This window comes from Desulfobacter vibrioformis DSM 8776 (genome assembly GCF_000745975.1).
GTDB classification, from domain to species: domain Bacteria; phylum Desulfobacterota; class Desulfobacteria; order Desulfobacterales; family Desulfobacteraceae; genus Desulfobacter; species Desulfobacter vibrioformis.
The window spans coordinates 1-21,817 of record NZ_JQKJ01000003.1 but is presented as its reverse complement, the minus strand read 5'-3'; the positions used below and the strand labels follow the sequence as shown (position 1 = coordinate 21,817).

Genomic DNA, 21,817 nt, shown 5'->3' with positions numbered 1-21,817 from the left:
ATCGACCAGTTCACAGTGGGAATGCCATAAACTATGTGATAGCTTTTGAAATTGGCTCATTTGTTACTCCTTTATCTTCAGTTGTGGGAATAATTCGATCATTGAGCAGCATTGAGTCGTACAATCGGCAAGGCCTCTGTATTCTGACCTGGCACCGAGGGTCAGGATTTCTGCACCGGATTAAACTTGGGATAGGGGGATAATTACCGTGAGCGTTCGATGTCAGCGCTGTTTGGGTTGTCTCTTCGCGGTTTGTTCCAGATAGAGATTCAGTCCGACCTCGACAAGTTCGTCGAGTCGTTTGTTTTTAAATGTCCGCCCGATGGCGAAGAACAGCCGCTTGGGGTTCAGCATGTAAAACAGTCCGATAGTGGCAGCGAAACGAAGGTTGGCCCAGTTGATGTAGTTGCGTTGCCAAACCGAGTTCTGAATTTTGTTTCGCCAATATTTGGCTTCCTCCAGCGTCAGACCGGCTTCCACGATAGGATATTCGGATTGGCGGATTGTCCACTTGTTGTCAAATGAATCGTTTTCGACAAACCAGTCGTTTTCGACGGACAGGTCGTAGAACTTGCTGCCGGGGAAAGGCGTGGAGAAAAAGACCACGGTGTAGTCCGACTTGATGCGTTGGACCACCTTGTATGTTTCCTTGACGTCATCAATGGTCTCGTAGGGGTGTCCAACCTGAAAGGAGGCTCCTGTGCGGATACCGACCGCATGGGTTTTGTCGAAGATTTCAAAAATCTGATTCTGTGTAATCTTCTTGTTGATGAGCTTCAATATGCGGTTTGAGCCGCTTTCTACGCCAAATTCAACCTGCGAGCAGTTGTATTTTTTCAGCAGCCCAAGGGTTTCGTCGTCCAAGGTATCGACCCGGGAGGCGCATCCCCATTCGAGCTTTTTGGGAAGGCGGACGAACTCAGCGAGAAATTTTTTGAGCCAGCTTTTGTTAAGCGTAAAAATGTCATCCATGAACATGACGCCGTCAATGTCCCACTTAGCGATCAATTCGTTCAGCTCCTCAATGCAGTGGGCCACACTTCGCCGCCTCACCTTGCGGGAAAACATCAGGCTACCGCAGCAGAAAGTGCAATTCCAAGGACATCCCCGGCTGGTCATGACCGGGGTGACACGCTGAAGGATTTTACCACGAATCATGCCCGGTGGGAGAAGGTAGCTTTGGAAGTCTATTTTTTCCCTATTAGGGATGGGCAGGGAAGAAAGGTCTTCAACAAATTTTTTTCGCGGATTGAACACGAACATATCCAGTTCGTTGAGGTAAGCGACACCCTCGACGTTTCGAAACTCGCCGTTTTGATTAGCAATTTCAAGAATGGTGATCTCCCCTTCTCCGCAAACTACGAAATCGAGTTTTCCGTTTCCGAAGTTGCGCAGCGTTTCTTCTGGCATGGCGGTGCCGTGGATGCCGCCAACGCAGAAAAGCGTATCCTTGAAGCGGGTACCCTGCTTCATTTTCAGGAAGTATTCCTCTGTGATGGCATATTGGGGCGTCTGCATGGAAAAGCCGATCATGTCCGGCTGGAAACGGGCAATTTCTTCAATGAAATCCTCTTCACCGGCCAGTACATCATGGACAGTGGTTTCATGCCCCTCCGAATCAAGGTAGGTTCCGATGGTCAGAATTCCCAAGGGTGGATAGGTGTTGGTGACATCTACTTCCCTGATCATCACGAAGGAGGCTTTCATAAGAGTCTCACAGACCTGAGATAGCGTTTGGCCATTTCCGGCAGGCTGGACAACCGCAGCAGCCGAGATGAGGAATACATACAGCTAAGCGAGCAGTCCTTACAGTACCATTCCCTGCCTTGCCTTTTCCGGACTTTCTGAGCCTCTGGTCCGTAAAAAACCGAAACGAGGTCTCCTTTCTGGGATTTTTCCGCAAATTCGATGCAGGGCATGGCCACGGAGCCGTCTGCTTTGAGGCTCAAGGCCGTGTCCATGGCGCGACAGCCGTATCGGCCCAATCCGCCGCTTTCTACCATGTCGAGAAAATCTTCGGTATTCTGCACGATGTCAGCATGATTGCGTATCAGCTTTCGTAGTCGCGTAAGTGTCTCCCCCTGATCCATGAGAAGCGGCTGCAGTTCATCCTTACGGTGTTGCAGATCTTCACGGGTGAAGCCTTTGAGGTTGCTGACACCCACCCCAACGAAATTCAGCCCGATGGGCGTATTGAGCCGCCGTGCAGTGTTCAGCACGTATTGGATGTCTTCCTCCGTAGTTGCGGCGGAAAAGGTTGAGGCTATTTCCGGCTTAGCTCCCGTCTCCAGGAGGGCCTCAAGGGTGGCGACCGGATCGAGACGCTTTGATTTTTTGCCTAAAATGTCTTCCCGGTCATACGGTCCGGTCAGGCTGATGCGAATGAATTGCATCTTACTCAGGGCATCCAAATCGGATTCCCGGACAAAGCCGTTGGACGTAACGGCGGTCAGTATCCCTCTGGAACGGGCGCGGGCTGCAGTTTCACCCAGATCCCTTCGCAGGGTCGGCTCGCCGCCGACGAAATGAATAATTGCCGTGCCGAGGTCCGCTAACTGGTCCACAAGTTGTGCGGCCTGTCCCGTGGTGGTTTCCGGGGTCCATACGTTAGGGCCGGACTGAAGGGTGCAGAAAGCACAGGCCAGATTGCACCGGAAGGTATACTCCCAGTGACAGTAGATGGGTACGGGACGCTTGAGAAGTCCAGCTTTGATAATGCCGAGCGCAGTTCTGATCATGGCATTTCCTCGAGCTTCTTGAGCATGTGCCGGGAAAAGGCGTCTTTCAACCATATGGGTGCAAACCGACTGAACAGATGGATGATTTCAGCCACAGTTGTAACTCTGTACCGCCGCTTGGGGGACTTAGCCGTCAGGGCGTGCAGTATGACGTCGCAGGCAGCCTGCGGCGGCAGGGAATGACTGCTGCCTCCCGAGAATTGCTTATTCGCCTTCATTCTTGCCTGAATAGCCTTGTAGACAGGTGAATCGGCTGTGTCTGCATTCAAGTTTTCAATGGTGGCTTCGGTATTTTTCTGAAACCGGGTGTTGATCGGGCCGAGATGCACAACACTGACGTGGATACCCTCCGGTGCGGTTTCATTATGCATGGCGTCGGAGATGGAATCCAACGCAGCCTTGGATGCCGAGTAGAGGCCAAGATACGGGAATGGGTGCAGAGCCACGATGGAACTGATGTTGATGATGCGCCCTTCGCCTGAAGCCCGCATGGTTTCCAGTGCCAGACGGGATAGCTCGATGGGGCCAAAAACATTGGTTTCGAATTGGTGGCGCACGTCCTCGGGCCGCACGTCCGTAACCGCGCCGCGCACAGCGTACCCCGCATTGTTAACCACCGCGTACAGCGAGCCTTTGCTTGCTTTCATGACGGCTGCAAATCCGCTTCGGATTGATTCGATGTCCATCATGTCCATCAGTTCGGTGGAAATGCCTTGCGACCGGAGCCTTTCAACATCTTTCGACTTACGGGCGGTGGCATGGACCGTGAAGCCCGCTTCTCGAAGGATCGGAACAAGTGCTTCGCCAATCCCACTGGAGCAACCGGTGATTAAGACATGTCTATCGTCCATAGGTCTTCTCCTGTGACTGTTTTTTGTGCTTGGAAAGAAAGCGTTTGATGTGAACGATGTGTTTCATGCCGTACCAGTATTTGCCATAGTGCGGACGGCCTTCCACATCCTTGGGATGGATGAGCGTGTTCAGCAAGCGGGCCAGGATGAGATAGCTGAGCGGAATCCTGCGGATGATGGAAAACGCGATTCTGTTGTACATCAGGAAACGAATGGCCCTTGCCGGGAGGAAGGGCCTCATTTCCAGCAGCACAATATATGGCCTGAATTTCTTGATGGCACCGATAGAGCCGCCGAAGTTGTAGGACACGGAGTTCTCGCCCTTGAGAATGGCCGCGTATTCTTCTTCGGTCATATCGCCGTTTTCAAGGGCACGCTTGGAGCTTTCGGTTTTGGGCAGGTATTCCAGCTCAAAGCAATGCGTTCTGTTGGGTTGCAGATCAAGGTAATATTCCACGGTCTTCCTGAGAAATTCCGTATCATGATAATCCCGTTTGTCCAGCCCGAAAATATGGTTCACCTGAATGTAGATGCCGTGCTTGCGTAACAGCCGGGCTGAGGTGAAGATATCCTCGTCCGAATCTGGACGTTTCACTTCCTTCATGCGAAATTCCTCGTCCAGCACCTGCACGCCGATTTCTACATAGACCATCCCGGCGTCACGGAACGCGGTAATGATTTCCTCATCCTTGAACAGAACCGGGTTGGTGCAGCCGAAAAAGGGCAACCCTACCTGCTCCTTGTATTTCCGGGCAAAGTCCATGGCCCATTCACGCCCCATGGTCAGGGTGTCATCTACAAAGCCGATGATTTTGAGGTTGGAGTATTCGCGCTTGGCCCGAACCAGTTCGTCAATGACCTTGTTCACGCTTTTGCGGCGAAAGGCCTTCATGTCGAATTTGTCGTATTCCTTACGCATGTCAGGGCTGCCGCAATAGATGCAGTTGTATGCGCAACTTCGCATGGAGTTGTACATATAGACCTTCTCGAAATACGGGTAGTCAGAGATGACGTCGTTCTTGTCCGGGAACGGCAACGTGTCCAGGTCTTTCACTAATTGGCCGATGCCCTGTCCGCAGACTTCGCCGTCTTTCATCCAGTAGACGCCCGGCACGTCAGGATTTTGTTCGCCCCTTTGGAGAGCGTCTGCCAGCTCAGCCATCATGACCTCCCCTTCACCCTTGCAGACGTAGTCGAAGGTATCCATACGTACGGTATGGCCAGTGACCTGCGTAGGGTGTGGGCCGCCGACTATGGTGATGACGTTCGGGGCCTTTTTTTTGACTATACAGCTGAGGTGCGCAGCACGCTTGATCCAGCTTGTGACGGCGGAAAAGCCTATAACGTCTGGATCGAATGAGAGCAGGTAGTCGATGTAGTCCTCGTCCGAAATGTAAAACAGCGGTCTGCACAGATTGAGGATATCGAGCGAAATTGTGGTGTTTTCGATCAGGTCCGGGATGATGCACACTCGGCATTCGTGCCCGCGCTCCTTGAGACAGGAAGACAGCAACTCGATGCCGATGGAGTCGTACTTGTTGATTTCGTTGACCAGCAGGAATTTCATTGACCACCCAGCATCAATACTTTTTTCAGCGTGTTGACCATGGAGGGAACGTCCAGCGAAAGCGTCCGTGAAAATTCAATGTCACCGAGGGAGGCGCACGTCCAGCACCTGGCTTCCTTTCGTACGTCCTGCAAATATTCCCATGCCGACTGAATGCCCACCTCGTTGATGTTGAGGCCGCGTTTCCACAGTGGGACGCAGGGATACAGTGAACCGTCACTGTCGAGGAAGCAGTACATTTCGCCGCCGAGGCACCGCTTACAGTTCTTGGGCAACAGGTGTCTTTCGGATTCCATGTAGAAATCCTTGGACAGGTCCGGCCAGTTTACAAGCTGGTGCAGGGCCGCATCTGAGTTGAAATAGGGATACCCCTGCGCCTTGAGATCAATGCATTCCTGATGGTATTTCATCAGGTTCCCGAGGGAGACGTATGCTCCCCGCTTCTCGCCGGAGAAGTCCGCAACGAACGGGCAGAAATTGAACGGTACGCCGTACTTTTTGCCAAGCTCGGCAAGATGCTTGACCGGAGATTCTTGTGCCCCGGCCATGGAAAAGCTGTTGTATACGCCGTGCAGTCTGACGGGCAGACCATGTCCTAGCGCGTTTTCAACCCCTTTGATTATTCGGTTGTACAGGCCTCTGCCGCGCGCATTGTCGGTTGCGCCCCGGTCGCCATCAATGGAGATTTGAAGGATATCCACAAGTTTGAGGGCATCTATCCGTTTGTGAATCATGGTGGCGTTGGTGGACATCTCCACGAACAACCCCAGCTTGCGGCAGTGTTCCAGAATATCTCCAATGTCGTTGCGCATGAGCGGCTCACCGCCGAGGAGACGGAGTACACGGGTTCCCATGGAGTGGAATTCGTCAATATTGTCCTTGATCTCCTGCAAGGTGGGGTCTTTTTCTGAATGCAGGGTTTCAAGCTCCGCATAGCAGTACTTGCACTTGAGGTTGCAGACCTGCGTGATCTGGTACTCCAGCATGAAGGGGACCGGTTTTCCGGTAAAGCGGGCCCTGGCCAGTGATCCGAAAATCTGAGCGTACTTAGGCAGTTTGAGTATTTTCATCGGACAATCTCCGCAGTCAGCGAGCCGCAGCCGCCCGGACACCGGAACCGGGTACCGTTTTTCCTGTCGGCATAGCTGAGCGACAGGGCTGCAAGCTTCATGCATTGGTTCTGGGCGTCGATGGCATACCGTTCGTTTGCCGAATAATACGGGCAGGCTCCTTTGACTTTCGTGACAAGAAAATTGATTCGGTTTTCCGTACTACGTTCCAGCCGGGCAATGCAGTTTGCCGCGTCGCCGGAACAGGCGATGACCACATGGTCCTTGTTGCGCATCCACGGGAAAAATCCGCCGTGGGTGTATGTCAACAGGTACGGGTGGATCATGTGCAGAAGGGACGGACAGTGTCCCGGAAAATTTTCTGAGAACCTCAGGCTTTGTCCCGCCTCATAATACGGACAGGTTGAGCCTTCTGTGACCTTGAGGGCGGGGGCCTGGGCGCGGCAGATATTGTCTTTCATCATTGTTAACTCCTATAGGAAGCGGGCTGCTCTGAACCAGTTTTCCAAGAATAGAGAAAAAAGAAGGGTGATGTCAATGTCCGGGATGCTGGCGCAGGAGCTGCAATTAAAGCTGTTGAACTGCTTCCACGCCTTCTCCGCGCCGAGTTCAAATAGGTTGATGCCCCCTTTGCCCCACATGTTGGCGCAGGGGTATATGCAACCGTCCACATCCATGTACAGAGAGCGGTCCTGTCGCAGACACGGGATAAGCGGATAGTTTTGGGGGTTGTTCGTGCCACGTCTGTTGACGATATGTTTTTTGGAATACGGCCATCCCGCCACGTAATCAAGGGCGCGGGAGGAATAACCTATATTGGGGCTGATGCGTTTCAATTCGGTGACCTGTTCATAAAAACGGGTCTCCTCATCCGGCAAAAGCCAGCTATTTTCTTGATTATATTCACGGTCTTCATATGTGCAGGCCAGCGACATGGTGACCATGATACCCTTGCTTTTGGCAAAGTCATGGATGGCGTGTACATCGTTTTTGTTGTTCTGCGTAATCACGGCTTTGATGCGCGTCGGAACCCCGGCGGCCAGCAGGGTGTCGATGGCCTTGACCGCCGCATCGTACGACCCTCTGCCCCTATTTAGGTCATGGCTTTTGCGCAGGCCGTCAAGGCTGACGCAGACTGAGTCGAGTTCCCTGAGTTGGTCTATCTTCTTGGGTACGAGCAGCCCGTTGGTGATCAGTTCGCACACAGCACCGAGACTATGAATGTGGCGGATAATTTGGCCGATATCCTTGCGCACCAGCGGTTCGCCGCCGAGCAACACGAAGACCCGGGTGCCCAAGGCGTATAGATCGTTCACGGTCTTGATGATCTTTTCGTGCGGAATATCTGCATCCTTGCGGTTTTCCACATTCACATAACAATAGAAACAGCGCAGGTTGCAGCGGGAAGTGAGCAGCAGATTGGCCATGATCGGCACGCGCCTGTTTAGCAGGTGCGCAGAGATAATGGCCTTGGCCGTACGAATTTTTCTGGCAAGTCTATTCAGTTTCATGGCGGAAACTCACAAAATTGGCGTCACTGGGGCAACGATACGATTCGGCATCCGGAGCCAGGCTCTTTTTTACGAGCATGGAATACATCCATGCCGGGCATGCGCCTTTAGTGAATGGTGGGCGAATGTCCTCGCCCACCGAAAGGCCGCATGGGCAGATCCCTTTCACCGAAAGAACCCGGTAGCCGATATCCTTCAGCATAAAGTCGGACGGGCGGATGGGCCGTATCACCTGCTTTACAAGGTTGAGTCCTCTCCGGAAAAAGCTTTCCGGTGCATACTCCACCAGTTCGATTGTCACGGAGTTTTGGGCTGACGGGCAGCGAATCACCTGTTCAGTCTCGGGCAGGTCCGATTGATACATAGCCGCAAGAAAAGCGGGATAAAAGACCTGAAAAAGTTCAAGGCAGCCGAAATCCTGCATCATTTCCTTCCAGGAATACCGTTCTCCCTTTTTCTTGTGAAACCGGCAGGACCGGGTGATGTCATACAGTTCAAATGCCGGTGCAGAGGCGTATATTGAATATTTTTCACACATGACTATTTTTTCTCCAGTACCGCGTTCATAAAACCTGCCATGGCCTTGTCAAGAAAGGACAAACCATTTTCCAGCAGGGGAATCACGGTTTTCAGTTTGGGCGGGAACAAATGGGGAAAATTGTAACCACCAGCCAGCCAATATTCGAATTTTGAGTGGATGATCCGATCCGTCACCTCGAAGCCGGGGCATCCTTTTTCAAAACCGCCTCTGAAAAAAAGCAGGGTAGCAGTAGCGGAGTTGGCGTCGAGCAGCGGGTCTCGGGTCTTACCGTTGTCGAACCCGATGCGGCTCGTGTCGCACCCTTCAGGGTGCAGGTATTTCCAGAGCAGATAGGCAAAGGGGGACAGGTAGGGGTCACACATAATGATGCGGCCGCCGGGGCGCAGCACGCGGTGCGCCTCGCGAAAGAAAATTTCCGGCCTATCGAAGTGGTGAAGCACATCGATGAGCGCGAGGTTGTCCAGTGATTCGTCCGGGAACGGCATGGCTCTGGCGTCAAAGGTAAGGTCGTTTCCCGGTACCGGAATGATGTTGGTCAGCACAAGACCCTGCACGTAATCGTGCAGGAAGCTTGATCCCGAACCGATCTCCACGTTGCGACCCCCTGTAGCCAGTTGTTTTGCGATATATCTATAAATTTTATCGTACCAATCCCTGAGCAGTTCCTTGCTGCCCAGGATGTCGCGCCTTACCAGTGTGGACTGAACCGGATCATCCATGGCTGCGGCGAGCACCTGATTTGTGGTTGGCTGACGGCTCATTCCCTGATATTTCCCTCGTTGTTTAACTCAACCGGGTTGACCGGGTGGTTGAAGATGGAAATCGGCAAGAATTTGGAATCCTCCAGCGTGTCGAAGTACTTGTCTCGGTAGGGCGTTCGGAAGCCTACAAGGCACTGGGGATTGCGTTCCTTGAAGTAGGAAAAATTCCCCATGCGCTTGAGCACAGCTTTGAGGGATTCCTTTCGCAAATTACCGAATGAGAGGTGGTTGCAGACGCAGGCCATGACCTCGCCGTACAGGCTGATACTAACTTTTTCGCGCCCGGCGGGGCAGGCATAATTGCCCGAGAAATTCGTGTTCCAGTCGAAGCGCAAGACGTGGCTGTATTTTTCTATGAATTTCAATAATTTTTCTCGGTCCTTGTCGGTAAGACGCTCGTCCATCAAATCCTTTGAGCGGCCTTCGGCCACAAATAATGCGCCGCTGACGCCAATATCCATGGATTCGGCAAGCTTGATGACGCGTTCAAAGCGGTCCCAATTATTGTGGGTCAGCACGGTGGAGAAGTAGGCGGGTAATCCGATTTCCTTGCAGATTTCCACGGCCTTCATGACTTTGTTGAAATGGCCGGGGGTACCGCGCACCGCGTCATTTTCTTCCGGGCTGGTGCCGTCGAGGGAGAAATGCATGATCGACACGCCGATGTTTTTGAAGTGCTGGAGTCGTGCCCGGTTGAGGGTCAGACAATTTGATACGATGCAGACGATGTTTTTCCACGGATTGAGTGCCGCAATGATTTGGTCCAGTTGCGGATGCAGTGTGGGTTCGCCGCCTTCCACCACCGAGACGATGCCTCCGGCCTCTTCACATTGGCGCCAGATATCACCGATCTCTTCGGGTGTCATGGGCGATTTGTTCCTGTCCACGTATTTGGTGGCGTAACAGTAGACGCAACGGGAGTCGCATTCGTGGTTGATGACGAATTCGGCCACGCGCATCCGGTTCTGGCGGAACACGATGCTCATGACCATATTTTTTACAGCCCGGAACAAGGCGTTCGGGCGGCTAAACAAAATTTTGGAATGCTTCCATGTGTGCAACAATGCACGTATCTGAAAGGGATTTTTCCATTTTGTGAGCCGCGAACGATAAGCGGTGGTTTCAGAAATCGCATCATCAGCCGGAGTGAAATGCGTTTCAGTACCCGGGTGTCCATCTATCCGGGAAAGCGTGATTTCAGGTGAGGCCGGGAGCGTGGACTCGTTGAAGACCTTTGCCATTCCAACGGCACGCTTTGCCATCTCCTTGAACACCCACTTGAGCATGAATATCGCATACTTATCTCTGCAGATGATGGAGACCAGTACGTCAATGAAAATGATCAAAAAGGTCAGGATGAACCCAGGCAACCGGTGGATATGGCGGTAGTTTCCCGTTTCCAGCAGCCAGTGAATCCATTTGCCGGGAATGATCGGGAGCAGACGGAACAGAATCTGGAAATTTTTGAGGATTTTCTGGCGTTCTTCCTCAAGTACTGAACCGGTGGACAGGTAGTTTTCCTGATTGCCGGTTTCGATACGCTCAATATCCTCGTCATTGATATATCCCTTATTCTTTGCATATTTGGTGATGTCTACTTTGGGCAGGTAGCAGAGCCAAAAAATCGAGGCGCGGACCAGCCCTTTCTTACCTGCCAGTAACTTGAGTGCGTCGGTGATGTCCTCTGGTTTTTCACCCGGCAATCCCACGATGATATCCGCAGAGTAGCGCAGTCTGTGCTTTTCCATATTGTGGATGGCCGCTTCGATTTCCTCGTTGGTTTCGGGGCGGTGAAGCATTTTCCGAACGTTCGAATTCATGGACTCGATGCCGAGCTGAATGTGATGGCAGCCTGCCTTTTTTAGGTTGCGGCAGTATTCGTCGGTCATAAGCTTTGGGTGGCCCATGATGCGGAACGGCAGTCCCACTTCTTTGGGGTAACGTTCCAAAAATTCCTTGGTCCATTTCCGGGAGCCGCTGAGGATGTTGTTTTTGATGTCGATGTATTCAACGCTATAACGTCTTTTCATCTCCACAAGTTCTTCCAGCAGCCGGGAAGGTGACTTCTCGCGGATGAACGGTTTTTGGGGATCAAACCCCCGCTCAAACTCTTTGAAAAAATTTTGCATGCAGTATGCACAGGTGCAGATGCAGCCTTTGAGGGACACAGTGAGGTAGTATTCGCCGATGGGAACGATGCCTTCGAATAGTGTCTTATCCGGCATTGGCATGGCGTCCATCTCGTTATTGGTCATGAGTGGGCGCAACTCGTTCTTGACGATCTGCCCGTTTTTTTTCCACCAGATGTTGCGGATGGGGAAGTCCGTGTCACCCCGTTCAAGGGCAAGTGCGAGTTCCAGCGTGGCGTATTCGCCTTCTGACAGGATCACGAAATCCACGCAATCGTTACTGATCACCAATTCCGGCACTGAGGTCGGGTGTGCGCCGCCAAAGACCACGGGTACATCCAGTTGTTTTTTCACCTCTCGGGCGATGTCCAGGCACCACCTGTAGTTGTCGAGCATGCAACTGAAGGCCACGAGGTCGGGCTTGTAGTCAACGATGGCCTTGATGATCCGGTTACGGTCGGAAAAGATACGTGCAAAAAACGGCATGGGGAAATACTGCTTGTCGTCAAAAAGAGCACGGTCAAAGGCCAGTGCGGTTCTAACGCCATTGGTACGCAGGTAGCTGGACAAGCATTCCACTGATATATTTTCCGCTCCCATGACGGGAAAGATGACTTTCATTGCAACTCCAAAAGGTTGTGCCGATCTCAGGCGGATTTCCGTCGAGCTGGCTTGTGAGCAATGTACCTGATAAGATTTCCGGACGGGAAGACCAGTTTGAACGCCGTCTCCAGCATCCGTGTCAATCCGGGACGATCCTTGAACACGTCACGGACAAACGCCGTGGTATATGTTTCGCTTTCCAGCGTTTCCAGCGACGGGTAGAAGTCACTGACCAGCATCTTTCCGAAGCCGACGCCGGACGGAACCGATACTTCGTCCTGTTCCACGGGCGAATGGTTTTCCACTGTCTGCAACACCGCATCCGCACGCAGGAATGGTGCCCACGGAAATTTAGTCTTGAACCTGTTGTTGAAATCGGAAAGGATGTCTTCCGGGAGCGAAATTCCCTGTCCTGCACGCTTGTAGGCGGAGGCGAGCAACCGAGCCGTTATTGAGTTGAAGAACTCTTTGTTCGGTTCGTGCGCTCCCATGATCCGGCCGCCGTCAGCCAGCAATGTTTCCAGCTCGCGGGTGACCTGCAGTGGATTGTGAAGGTGGTGCAGCACAGAATTGACGCAAATGAGGTCGAATTTACGCCCCTGTATCTCGGCCATATCTACGGCGAATGAGAGAACAGAGGTCTCCCAAAGAGGTGACAGCGCCTGTCTTGCCTGCTCCAGCATCCCGGATGACGTATCAAGACACGTCAACTCTCCGATTTCGAGAGAAGACGCCGCAAGAGCCTTGCCAATGAAACCGGTACCACATCCGAAATCAAGTACCCTGAGCGGGTTGCCGTCAGCGGGATGGATTTCTGAGAACTTGTCAAGCCACCATGCAAAATCACCTTCAACCACTTCGGGATGGCGTTCATCGTACTGGCTGGATACAGTATTGTAATATATTTTGTTGACCTCACTGACCAGCGCTTCCCGCTCGGCGAACTGGTCGTTTTCTGTCAGAATTTCACTGAACACCCGGCCCGATGCGAATTCCGGGTAGCGGATGCCGAGCAGATAGGCGGCTGTGCAGCCGATATCCATGATCGAACCGTGTCCTTCCAGCGTGTATCCCTGCTGGATGCCAGGGCCGGAAATGATGAACGGAACATATTTTTCTGCGTCGAACAGCAGGTACGAATGGTCGATGGCGACGACACCGTGGTCTGAGCAGATAATGATTGCGGTTCTGTAGCGATCATCGGATGCGATGAAATCACGGATTTTGCCGATTTTTGTATCGATATTCCGCAGGCCGCTGCGGTATTCCTCGCTGGTGCTGCCAAAGGCGTGCGCCAAAAAGTCTGCTTCGCTGTAGTCCATGACGAACAGGCGGACGTCATCTCTATTTTTTAGGTCGTTCAACAGTTGTTCCTGCACCACGGAATCGGATTTCCAGACCGAACGTTCGGGCAGCGAAACAATGCGGCAGTCCCATTCCGGCTTGGAAAAGTGGGCCACATGCATGGATCCATAAAGGATGGTCGGGACGATGTCCGGCAAGGCCTCAATGCCAATGGACTGCCCAAAATTGTTGTCCTTGATGCCGTGTTTTTGCGGCGGTGCACCGGTCAGAATGCTGGCGAATGCGGGGTTGGTGAGCGCACGGTACACCGTGGTCAATCCACCGGGCAAACTGGAACCCTCGGCCTCGGCCTTTTGCACGTTGGGCAGGCTTTCCTGCCGCATGACGTCCATCCGGCAGCCGTCGATATTCAGGATGACGACGCGGTCAAAGGGTTTTTCCATGGGCTTGGGCATGAAGAATTTGGAAATGAACGTGCGTGGGCGCAGAAACTTGGAAAGCGCCGCACCGAGGAGCATGCCGGACCATAGTAAAAAATCGTCCCAGCCAAATGCGCAGAATGATTTCTGTGTCGCGGTAAGACTTATGGTCAGCAAAAGGGAAAAGGAGACGCTCATGCTCAGGGAGACCGTGGTCGGGGCAATCGTGAAAGCACTGTTGACAAATTTGCGCAAGACAATCCGCCACCACATACGGGCCACAATGGATTCTGGGATGGACATGAACAAGGTCAGGATGGTGTAGTAGAATACCGTGTTGACCAGAAGCGCGATTCCGAAAACGGGCCAGGCGCCGGGCGAGAGCCAGCAGTACAGCAGTAGTCCCGGTCCCGCTGTGAGAAAGAACGTCGGGTGGAAGTCTGCGTAATAAATGACAGCGACAGCCACGGCAAAGCCCGCAACGAGCGGAATCCATGTGATCTCATCGGGCAGTACGAAAAGAAACGCTATCAGCCCGGAGACAAGAAAATAAGTGTTGATGGTGTTGAAGAAATACAGCAGCCGGACGCAGAAACTCTCAATTTTCTCGTTGTAGAATCGATTGATCAGTGCCCTGAAAAGCTTTATCATTTTGATATCCTCAACAGGTTCCAGAGGGGAAAGGATATCCGTGGTTCGTAATAACAGATGTACATGGTGCGCTCACAACCTTTACAATCCTTGAGATTGGCGACAGCCTGCCGGTACTCCTTGGATGCCAGGAGTTTCTTTAGCCCGCCACTCATGTCAAAGCCGTTTTCCCAGCTCATGCCCTCAAGGCAGGGAAATACCTTACCGGATTCATCAATTTCCACATGGTGATGGCCGTAGATGCAGGGCTTGTCTTTGAACAATTGTCCCCGGCCGGTTTTGAGGTAGTCGGGAACTGCTTTCAAGAATACATCGGAATTGACCACGCACGACGAACTGAGTAGCGCGTTCACAACCCTCTTGGCGGCCTTGAGGTCCACGGATTCAGCCTTCCGGTCATCCCGTGCGAGACTTCTGTCACTCTCAAAAGCGGGGTGACAGTTGTAAGGCTGAATTTTGGCGTGGATGTCGAATTTTTCGGCCAGCTCCACGGCATGTAAGCAGTCGCAGGGTGAGGTAAATGTCAGAATGGTATTCAACACGATTTTGATATGCGGCGCATGGGACTTGAACAATTTGATACCTGCCACGACGCGTTCGTACGCCTTGTCCCGACCGCGTTTGGCGTTGTGGATTTCGGCAGGCCCGTCGATACTGATGGACACCTCGTCCAGTCCGGCTTCGGAGAGTCTCAGCACATTTGCCCTGGTCAAGGCGTAACCGTTGGTCACTACATGGGTATAGCCCACGCCTGACACTTTTGCCTCAGCTACGGTTTCGGCAAGATGCGGGACCAGCAGCGGTTCTCCGCCTGCGAAGCTGAGATAAAAACATCCCGCTTTACCGAGTTCACGCACCAGGTTCAAGACCTTGTCCCTCTCAATGGTGACACGGACCTTTTTGCGCCAGATATTGCAGAATTCACACCTAAGGTTGCAGTCGTTAGTCATGTAGATGCCGCAGGCCATGGGGCTGGGCGTCTTTCCCAGGGCGTAACGGACGTGCCAGTCCAGAGTATGCACGCCAAGCCGGGGCAGAATGCTGAGTTTGTTCCTGATGACCTTGAGCATGTTCAGTTCCCTTTATGCATGCGGATCTGGGGTATTGGCAACCTGTACAGCCAACCGGGCGTAAAGTTGTGGGCAACCGCCCCCTGCGTCCGCACTGCGCATTGCTGCGCGGGCGGCAGCGAGTGCTTCGTGGATTCGTCCTGTGTCTGCCAGCACAGTTGCAAGCGCTTCCCTTGGTGCGGCTCCGAGGTCGTCACAATGAATTAACAGACTTCTGAGTCCTATCCGAAGCTGATGCAAGCAGCTCAGGATGGGCGGGATGCCGTTGGAGCAGTCGGCAGATTCGGAGACGAGTGGCCCGGCGACTGCTTCAAGCCGTTTCATTATTTCCATGATTTCTTTTTCAACGCCCTCCAACTGACCGTTGAACGCAATGAGGTTGTTGAGGGAAGGTTTTTCAGCGTACAGTTCCGGTACACCGAATTTAAGGGTATCGAATTTTTTCCATAATGTTTCTATCATGCCATCTCCATTGCCGCTGAATGCTGAAACCAGTCCACTTCATCCTCAATGACGATAGATTCACTATTTTCGAGTACCAATGGCCGGACATGAAGTTCCGAAGGGGTCCGAAGTAGCGAAGACACGCTGTCCGCCACCGCAATGACCCTGTTCGGTTGCAGGAGGTCGGGGAAGTTCTGGCGCCCCTGGATAGGGGTGCCGGTATCCCTGAGAACCCGGGTGACATCGGAATAAGAGTCCAGCTTCCATGGGAGGAAGGCGGAAACAAGCGGGGTCAAACAGTCACACCAACCGTCTTTCACGATTTTCATCAATGTGTACATGCAGCCCTCATACTGTTTGACAGGGGTCCATGCCACTCGACATTTCCCCTTGGGAATGAAGAATTGTTCTGAGGCATTCCAATCCGGGACGCCTGAGTTCAGGGGAACTGTCTGAAGAAGAAGATCGTTGTCCGTGACGTATGGGGCGAACATCATTTCGATTGTAGAGATTGCCTTGCGTTTGAAACGGACGAGCGGCGAAGAAAGGTTGACATTGACGCAGCAGCCGTCAGTGAAATCGACGGAGCCCGCATCCATCACGGACGTGTAAAGATTGTACTGGCATGGATGTTCACGAAACAGGGAACAGGATACCAATAGATTAGGTAAGGTCTCCTTGAATGACCGTATCGCTGTTCGAATGGATGCCGTGGTCAGGCGGACGGCAGCCGGATTGATGACTACCACGTAACCATCTTTCAGTACTTCTTTCGAAGAAAGGCTCAGCACACTTGCCTGTGTCCCTGGCGGGAGATGTTCCGGTTCGTTTAAATTCTGAACAATCTCGAAGTGACGCCCTGCTTGGATGATGCCGGAAGATGAGTTTTTCGGGGCGGTGGTCAGCACGCGGGAAAAAACGTCAAGGCTGGACAGTTCCTCAAGCAGCTTTTCATAGTGCAAGCGAAGCTGGTGAGGGCTTTCCGCGGGGAAGGGAATGATCGCGGTGAATTTATGCATCGAAATCAAAGAGGTTGTGTTTCAGTATATACTCGGCGAACCTGAAGTCCACCAGGTAGTCAATGTCGATCAAGCTGATTTTGTTTGAAACTGTTCGTATGTATATTCCTTTGGGGTTTTCGCGTTTTTCCACACTGATAAGCCCGATGGGCCGACTGCACGCCATGGGAGCCTCCGTGAACATATGGTCTTCCGCAAGCGGGAAATGCAGTGCCCCGTCCCCGGATATTTCCCCAATTCCCCATTTGGAAGCCACAACCGGATGGATCGTGACGGCCCTGGTGTATCCTTCCAGTACCCGTGCAGTCATATCTTCAATCATTCTGACGGAACGGAAGGGGCTTGTCGGATACAAGGTGACGATTGCCAACTCCTTATCATATGCGTTCCCGTAAATGCGTTTGAGAGTATAGTCGATGGCCGGTCCCACGGTGGCTGTGTCGGTTGCCAGATGCTTTGGCCTCAGAAACGGAACCTCAGCACCAAATTCTTGTGCCACTGCAGCGATTTCCGGGCTGTCCGTTGTGACAAAGACTCTATCGATACCCGAAGCTTTCAACGCGGCTTCAATGGTGTAGGCAATTAGCGGCTTGCCTGCGAGAAGGCGTATGTTTTTACCGGACAATCCCTTGGAATTACCTCTGGCCGGAATTATGGCCACGGCCCGGTCCCCACGGGTGCGCTCACTGCTCTTCATCACGCGTTCTTCATTTCGCCGTAAACCATTCTGCGCGGCATCAAGTGGGTGATTAAGGAATGTTTTAGGATGAGCGTGCCGGAACGGTCTGCCTTGATGCGCATGCCAGGCTTTTCGTCTTCAATGGGAAGCGGGTGACCGTCGATGGTGGCTTTCCAGCCGGGATGCCAGAGGTAGCCGATGCGGTATTCAACTTCGGCTTCGACATCCATGGTCAGCGTGTTGTTGCCCCACTCCATATTGACTGCCGGAATTGTTTGAAACGGTTCCGCATGGATTTCATGCACAGCCAAAGTCACCTCGCCGATTTCAGGGACGCATATCGTCTGAGCGGGACCGATTTGGGTAAATCCCCAGTTGCTTAACTGGCGGCGGTATTCGTCAGTAACGGATATTACATGGGTGATTCTGCCCTTGTAGGAGGCCTTCTTCAATGCGTCCCTGTCAAATTCAGGGCTGATTTTTCTGGCAATGTCCGAATAAGTGGAAAACGATACTTCCCAGCTTCCGATGCCGTACATGAATTCCAGTGTCGTGTTGGAAACCATAATGTGAACCATTGAAATGATGGACATGAGCCGTCCGGTGAGACGGGCGTAGTATTCCAGTGTTGGCTCTTTTTTATCAAATATTTCCATAGCGATACGGTGGCGGTCTTTAAGAGGGGCAAACAGCTGTTTGACGCCTTCTTTCGTTTCTTTGCTGATGACCAAAGGGGTCAGGTCCACCCCAAAGGAATCCGCTGGGCCTTTTCTTCGCGGATCCCGGCGGAACCAGACCAGCGTAGCGGTCGCAAGCAGCAATACGGATGGATTGAAAATGAACATGGTGATGAAGATCATGTCGCAAACCCCCGCCCAATAGTCGGCGTTGAATATGTTGATCCAGTAACTGTCCAGATAGATCATGGCGCTCAGTAAAATGAGTGCGAGCCCCAAAGGCGTCACTCCTGTCACCAAAAGATATACACATGATCCAGCCAGGTAGCAGATCGATTTTTCGAGGTTTTCAGGACGCTTTTGCAGTTTGAGGTGTGTGACCACGGATGTGTAGGCGGACAGGGCGTGATGCTTCCAATTGGCGATGAGGAACGGAGTGTTCAACAACGCTGCGATGCTCCAGTATATCACGAATTCTCCCGGCGTCAGAAGATTTATGGTTTGAAAGAGGAGGGGGATGCCCAGTATGAGTCCTGATGTTGACCAACTCAAAAATGTCAGCCACAACATCACGGGACCAAGGAGAAACCAATCTGACTGCGTCAGAAGCAAGGCGGCCAGGGCGGGAAGAAAGGAGAAAATATAAATCATGACGTTTGAGACGGCGCGCCAGAAGCGTCCATGAATAAGCAGGATCGCCGCCATGAGAAAGGCTCCGAACGCGGTCCATGCCGAACCGCTGCAAAGCAGTGCTGCCAAGGCGGCGAGGGGCGGAAAGATAACGACAAAAAAGCCGACTACCTGCGCATACGTTTGTTTGGCCAAGTAATACGGGCGCAAGAAATTGGTGAAGTAGTCCAGCGGAAAGCCCATGCAGAACCGGAAGTCCATGCCGAACGGTGCACCGTTCCTCTGATCATGGAGAAACCGTTTCTGAACCCAGCTCGTCTGAAAGTTACACACTTCTCCAAACCCGTGAACATCGTCACGATTTCCCCTTTGGAAAAAGTTGACGAGGATCTGACGGTGCATATCGCTGGCATACGATTTCAGAAAGGAAAGGAGGTTCGTCAGCAGTGCCGGAGCGTGTAATTTTAGACGGTTGATCATTCTATTCAAATATGTCAAATGTGTTCTCCTTGAAATTATACACCACCATGGCTTCCTTGATGACTTGAGGATAACCGATGTGGCTCTGTTTCTTCTCGGTCAGAAAGCGCAAAAATCGCAGGTTTTCATCCAGCATAAGGACCGAAAGATGGATGGCGTCCACTGCATAAAAGACACCTTGTGCAGGGCTGTATTTCATGGTTGCGGGGTATTCCAACCGCAAGGGAGATGTCGGGGCTGATTTCAAGTAGTGAAAGTCTTTGCTGAAAAACAAGATCTCGTGTCTCTGCTTGCTTTTGTAGCCATGTGCGTCATAGGCGGCAATGCCGCTATTCCCTTCAGTCATAACCGTGGGGAAATACGATGAGCCGTAGGCGTCTTTTAAATGCAGAGGGTGCCGATCATCCCAGTTCTCGCCGGAAAACCAGTAAAGGCTGCCTTGGTTTGGTTTGGACGCGTAGCTCGAAAAAACTGCCGCGCAGATACCTCCAGCAACGTTAAATAACTGGGTTGCACAGGCTGCTCCGTGGTCGTTCTCCACGGTATGCTCGCTGATGACTTTTCTGCTTTTCAGATCAATGTAGAACAAGGTGTGCGCGTAGATGTCGCTGACCCATAGCAGATCATCCTGTCCGCCTGCAACCTGGATGGATGTGGGGAGCGTTTCCTTAAGGAATGGTCTACTCCCCCCTTCGATAGCATACAGCCAGTTCAACGAATGGTCGAACACGTTGATTTTTTTCTGGTTGCTGTCGACGTAGGCAACGAAGGAATCCGTTACGGCCGAAGGGCCATTCGCCCTGATCGTATCCGGTATCGGGACAGATTTAGCGCACCGAACAGCATACGCCCGTTCATGGGTGGTCTCGAGCCTGAGCGTAGGGCCGCAGGGGGGCGTTTCCAGGGAGAGTTCTATAGTGGCGGTGTGTGTCAAGCAAGTTGTCGCCTTTTTTTTCAAACGAAGTTCCAAGCTCTACCGCACAATTCTCTCATGGCCTCCGACGAGCAATTGGGGGCCCATTCTCAGCCATGAGAGAATTGTGCTATACCGTACCATACTCAAACGGTTATACCGCTTGCTTATCTGCCGTTTTTTCAATTTTTTGCCGTTTAAATTTTTTCAAAGTAACCATTGTTCCAGGTTCCCAATTCCTTGTCCTCCCTGACCATCTTTCAGGGTGTTTCGATCTGGCGTTCTGATAAATTTGATGTCTGTTGGCAAGAACGGCTACATCATTGCCATTGTGCCGGTCAGCGGGGGTGACAAATCCAATGCCGCTGTGCAAATGGACGTTATTGTACCAATATGCGAAAGTATGGACCCATTCCCTGGCTTCCAGCATCGTATCAAATGGCTTGGCCGGATATTCAGGCCGATATTTCAGGGTTTTGAATAATGATTCAGAAAACGGATTATCGTTACTGACAGATGGCCGGCTAAAGGATGGTATCACGCCCAAATCCTGAAGTTTGGCCAGCATCGTTACAGATTTCATGGGAGCACCATTGTCTGAATGCAAGGTGACCTGCTTTTCGTTAATTTTCTCCCGCAGGCAGGCATCCGTTATCAGATCAGAAGCAAGTTCTCCAGACTCACAGTCATACACCTGGTAGGCGACAATTTTACGGCTGTACAAATCCATTATCATGTAAAGGTAATAAAATTGGCCTGTTACTCTTGTTGGCAGGTACGTGATATCCCAGGACCACAGTTGATTCGGACCCGTTGCCGACAAAGGTTCCGGACTGGTCCTTTTGGCAGGTTGGCTGTCCTGTCGGTGAGCATTCATGTTATGCTGCCTTAATATTCTATATATTGTAGATTCAGAACCGAGATAGATCCCTTGATCTGCAAGTCTGGGCACAATTTGATTCGGATTCAAATCCGCAAATTCAGGAGAATCAAGGGTGTTAAGGATTTGTTGCTGTTCCTCACCGGACAATTTATTAGCGGGTGTGGCACGAGATCCATGACGCCTATCGGCAGTCCCGGTTTTGCTCCAGCGTTGAAGTGTTCGGAGGGTAAGCCCCAGCAATGCTGAGGCTTTATGCTTCCTGGCACCTGCTTTTTGGGCCTCGCAAATCAGTTGTAATACCCTTTGTTTGTCTGCAGGTGATATCAATCTTCCTCTGGCTCCCCCCAGATTACCTGGGCTTTTTTTTTAAGAACCAATAAGGCTGCTGTTTCCGCAAGGGCTTTTTCTTTGCGGGAAAGGTCTTTTTTTAATGCCGAATTTTCCCGTCGTAACTGAGTCTCGATTACTGAGGTTTGTTTCTTGAAATCAGTTGCCATTCCGGAAACAGCATCTTGCCTCCACTGTTTCAGATGATGGAGAAAAATCCCGTTTTTACGACACCAGGAGGCGCTCTCCTCGGAAGACATAGACCCCGACGCCATCAGGGCTGAGACGCGCTCTTCCGGCGTCCAGTCTCTGGGGCGTTTTTCTTTTGATTTCAAGTTGATGTTACCGCCTTTTCTGTATTCTCTTAACCATTTGCCAATAGTTGACCGCCCAATCCCAAATTCTTTTGATATCTCATCATGGGTTTTGTTCCCCGAGAGTACCTTTTGTAATACAGCTTTTTTGATTTGAATAGAATGTCCCATATCATCACCTCAATGCCCCACTTTTGTTTTTCAAGGGAGGCGACATCTATCCTGACACAGGGGG

Annotated in this window: 18 protein-coding genes; all 18 read right to left on the bottom strand. The window is 51.9% G+C overall.

What is annotated here, in order from left to right:
• Nucleotides 1–222 precede the first annotated feature (222 nt).
• The 18 genes from Q366_RS03365 to Q366_RS03280 all read right to left on the bottom strand — a co-directional run bounded on the left by Q366_RS03365 (nucleotide 223) and on the right by Q366_RS03280 (nucleotide 21,753).
• A complete protein-coding gene (locus tag Q366_RS03365) occupies nucleotides 223–1,707 on the bottom strand; it encodes a B12-binding domain-containing radical SAM protein (protein ID WP_035236368.1) in 1,485 nt (494 codons plus the stop codon).
• Complete coding sequence (locus tag Q366_RS03360; protein ID WP_035236366.1) at nucleotides 1,704–2,738, bottom strand: radical SAM protein; 1,035 nt, start codon at nucleotides 2,736–2,738, stop codon at nucleotides 1,704–1,706. Before Q366_RS03360 ends, Q366_RS03365 begins: the two co-directional genes overlap by 4 nt.
• Complete coding sequence (locus tag Q366_RS03355) at nucleotides 2,735–3,589, bottom strand: SDR family NAD(P)-dependent oxidoreductase (protein ID WP_051957797.1); 855 nt, start codon at nucleotides 3,587–3,589, stop codon at nucleotides 2,735–2,737. Before Q366_RS03355 ends, Q366_RS03360 begins: the two co-directional genes overlap by 4 nt.
• Nucleotides 3,579–5,156 carry a B12-binding domain-containing radical SAM protein gene (locus Q366_RS03350; protein WP_035236365.1) on the bottom strand — a complete coding sequence of 526 codons (1,578 nt, stop codon included), beginning with the start codon at nucleotides 5,154–5,156 and terminating at the stop codon, nucleotides 3,579–3,581. The genes Q366_RS03355 and Q366_RS03350 overlap by 11 nt, the downstream gene beginning before the upstream one ends.
• The gene (locus tag Q366_RS03345; protein WP_035236363.1) at nucleotides 5,153–6,226 is read right to left on the bottom strand and encodes a radical SAM protein; all 1,074 of its coding nucleotides are present in this window, start codon (nucleotides 6,224–6,226) and stop codon (nucleotides 5,153–5,155) included. Before Q366_RS03345 ends, Q366_RS03350 begins: the two co-directional genes overlap by 4 nt.
• Nucleotides 6,223–6,690, bottom strand: a complete 468-nt coding sequence (locus tag Q366_RS21185) for a TIGR04076 family protein (protein WP_035236361.1) — start codon at nucleotides 6,688–6,690, stop codon at nucleotides 6,223–6,225. Before Q366_RS21185 ends, Q366_RS03345 begins: the two co-directional genes overlap by 4 nt.
• Nucleotides 6,691–6,699: 9 nt before the next feature.
• Nucleotides 6,700–7,737: a radical SAM protein gene (locus tag Q366_RS03335; RefSeq protein WP_084691692.1), complete on the bottom strand. Its 1,038-nt coding sequence runs from the start codon at nucleotides 7,735–7,737 to the stop codon at nucleotides 6,700–6,702.
• Nucleotides 7,724–8,275: a hypothetical protein gene (locus tag Q366_RS03330; RefSeq protein WP_035236358.1), complete on the bottom strand. Its 552-nt coding sequence runs from the start codon at nucleotides 8,273–8,275 to the stop codon at nucleotides 7,724–7,726. The genes Q366_RS03335 and Q366_RS03330 overlap by 14 nt, the downstream gene beginning before the upstream one ends.
• Nucleotides 8,276–8,277: 2 nt before the next feature.
• Nucleotides 8,278–9,039: a class I SAM-dependent methyltransferase gene (locus Q366_RS20010; RefSeq protein WP_051957796.1), complete on the bottom strand. Its 762-nt coding sequence runs from the start codon at nucleotides 9,037–9,039 to the stop codon at nucleotides 8,278–8,280.
• Nucleotides 9,036–11,789 (bottom strand): B12-binding domain-containing radical SAM protein, encoded by a 2,754-nt coding sequence (locus Q366_RS03320; protein WP_035236357.1) that lies wholly within the window; start codon nucleotides 11,787–11,789, stop codon nucleotides 9,036–9,038. Before Q366_RS03320 ends, Q366_RS20010 begins: the two co-directional genes overlap by 4 nt.
• 26 nt (nucleotides 11,790–11,815) lie before the next feature.
• Nucleotides 11,816–14,146, bottom strand: a complete 2,331-nt coding sequence (locus tag Q366_RS03315) for an alkaline phosphatase family protein (RefSeq protein WP_035236355.1) — start codon at nucleotides 14,144–14,146, stop codon at nucleotides 11,816–11,818.
• On the bottom strand, nucleotides 14,143–15,216 hold the full coding sequence (locus Q366_RS03310) for a radical SAM protein (RefSeq protein WP_035236353.1): 1,074 nt from the start codon (nucleotides 15,214–15,216) through the stop codon (nucleotides 14,143–14,145). The genes Q366_RS03315 and Q366_RS03310 overlap by 4 nt, the downstream gene beginning before the upstream one ends.
• 12 nt (nucleotides 15,217–15,228) lie before the next feature.
• Nucleotides 15,229–15,678 (bottom strand): hypothetical protein, encoded by a 450-nt coding sequence (locus tag Q366_RS03305; protein ID WP_035236351.1) that lies wholly within the window; start codon nucleotides 15,676–15,678, stop codon nucleotides 15,229–15,231.
• Nucleotides 15,675–16,409, bottom strand: coding sequence for a hypothetical protein (locus tag Q366_RS03300; RefSeq protein WP_156968097.1), 735 nt, complete (start codon nucleotides 16,407–16,409; stop codon nucleotides 15,675–15,677). The genes Q366_RS03305 and Q366_RS03300 overlap by 4 nt, the downstream gene beginning before the upstream one ends.
• A 262-nt stretch (nucleotides 16,410–16,671) precedes the next feature.
• Nucleotides 16,672–17,376 carry an acylneuraminate cytidylyltransferase family protein gene (locus tag Q366_RS03295; protein WP_051957795.1) on the bottom strand — a complete coding sequence of 235 codons (705 nt, stop codon included), beginning with the start codon at nucleotides 17,374–17,376 and terminating at the stop codon, nucleotides 16,672–16,674.
• On the bottom strand, nucleotides 17,376–19,163 hold the full coding sequence (locus tag Q366_RS03290) for a hypothetical protein (protein ID WP_156968096.1): 1,788 nt from the start codon (nucleotides 19,161–19,163) through the stop codon (nucleotides 17,376–17,378). Before Q366_RS03290 ends, Q366_RS03295 begins: the two co-directional genes overlap by 1 nt.
• Nucleotides 19,147–20,103 carry a hypothetical protein gene (locus Q366_RS03285; RefSeq protein WP_169742924.1) on the bottom strand — a complete coding sequence of 319 codons (957 nt, stop codon included), beginning with the start codon at nucleotides 20,101–20,103 and terminating at the stop codon, nucleotides 19,147–19,149. The genes Q366_RS03290 and Q366_RS03285 overlap by 17 nt, the downstream gene beginning before the upstream one ends.
• Before the next feature lie 109 nt (nucleotides 20,104–20,212).
• A protein-coding gene (locus Q366_RS03280) for an IS3 family transposase (RefSeq protein WP_425388290.1) occupies nucleotides 20,213–21,753 on the bottom strand; the annotation gives its coding sequence in 2 pieces (ribosomal slippage) (nucleotides 20,213–21,294 and nucleotides 21,294–21,753; 1,542 coding nt in all).
• Between the last annotated feature and the right edge of the window lie 64 nt (nucleotides 21,754–21,817).

Excerpts from the sequence above, each read along its gene's own strand:
- Q366_RS03365 (WP_035236368.1), bottom strand. The coding sequence starts at position 1,707 with ATGAAAGCCTCCTTCGTGATGATCAGGGAAGTAGATGTCACCAACACC.
- Q366_RS03360 (WP_035236366.1), bottom strand. The coding sequence starts at position 2,738 with ATGATCAGAACTGCGCTCGGCATTATCAAAGCTGGACTTCTCAAGCGT.
- Q366_RS03355 (WP_051957797.1), bottom strand. The coding sequence starts at position 3,589 with ATGGACGATAGACATGTCTTAATCACCGGTTGCTCCAGTGGGATTGGC.
- Q366_RS03350 (WP_035236365.1), bottom strand. The coding sequence starts at position 5,156 with ATGAAATTCCTGCTGGTCAACGAAATCAACAAGTACGACTCCATCGGC.
- Q366_RS03345 (WP_035236363.1), bottom strand. The coding sequence starts at position 6,226 with ATGAAAATACTCAAACTGCCTAAGTACGCTCAGATTTTCGGATCACTG.
- Q366_RS21185 (WP_035236361.1), bottom strand. The coding sequence starts at position 6,690 with ATGATGAAAGACAATATCTGCCGCGCCCAGGCCCCCGCCCTCAAGGTC.
- Q366_RS03335 (WP_084691692.1), bottom strand. The coding sequence starts at position 7,737 with ATGAAACTGAATAGACTTGCCAGAAAAATTCGTACGGCCAAGGCCATT.
- Q366_RS03330 (WP_035236358.1), bottom strand. The coding sequence starts at position 8,275 with ATGTGTGAAAAATATTCAATATACGCCTCTGCACCGGCATTTGAACTG.
- Q366_RS20010 (WP_051957796.1), bottom strand. The coding sequence starts at position 9,039 with ATGAGCCGTCAGCCAACCACAAATCAGGTGCTCGCCGCAGCCATGGAT.
- Q366_RS03320 (WP_035236357.1), bottom strand. The coding sequence starts at position 11,789 with ATGAAAGTCATCTTTCCCGTCATGGGAGCGGAAAATATATCAGTGGAA.
- Q366_RS03315 (WP_035236355.1), bottom strand. The coding sequence starts at position 14,146 with ATGATAAAGCTTTTCAGGGCACTGATCAATCGATTCTACAACGAGAAA.
- Q366_RS03310 (WP_035236353.1), bottom strand. The coding sequence starts at position 15,216 with ATGCTCAAGGTCATCAGGAACAAACTCAGCATTCTGCCCCGGCTTGGC.
- Q366_RS03305 (WP_035236351.1), bottom strand. The coding sequence starts at position 15,678 with ATGATAGAAACATTATGGAAAAAATTCGATACCCTTAAATTCGGTGTA.
- Q366_RS03295 (WP_051957795.1), bottom strand. The coding sequence starts at position 17,376 with ATGAAGAGCAGTGAGCGCACCCGTGGGGACCGGGCCGTGGCCATAATT.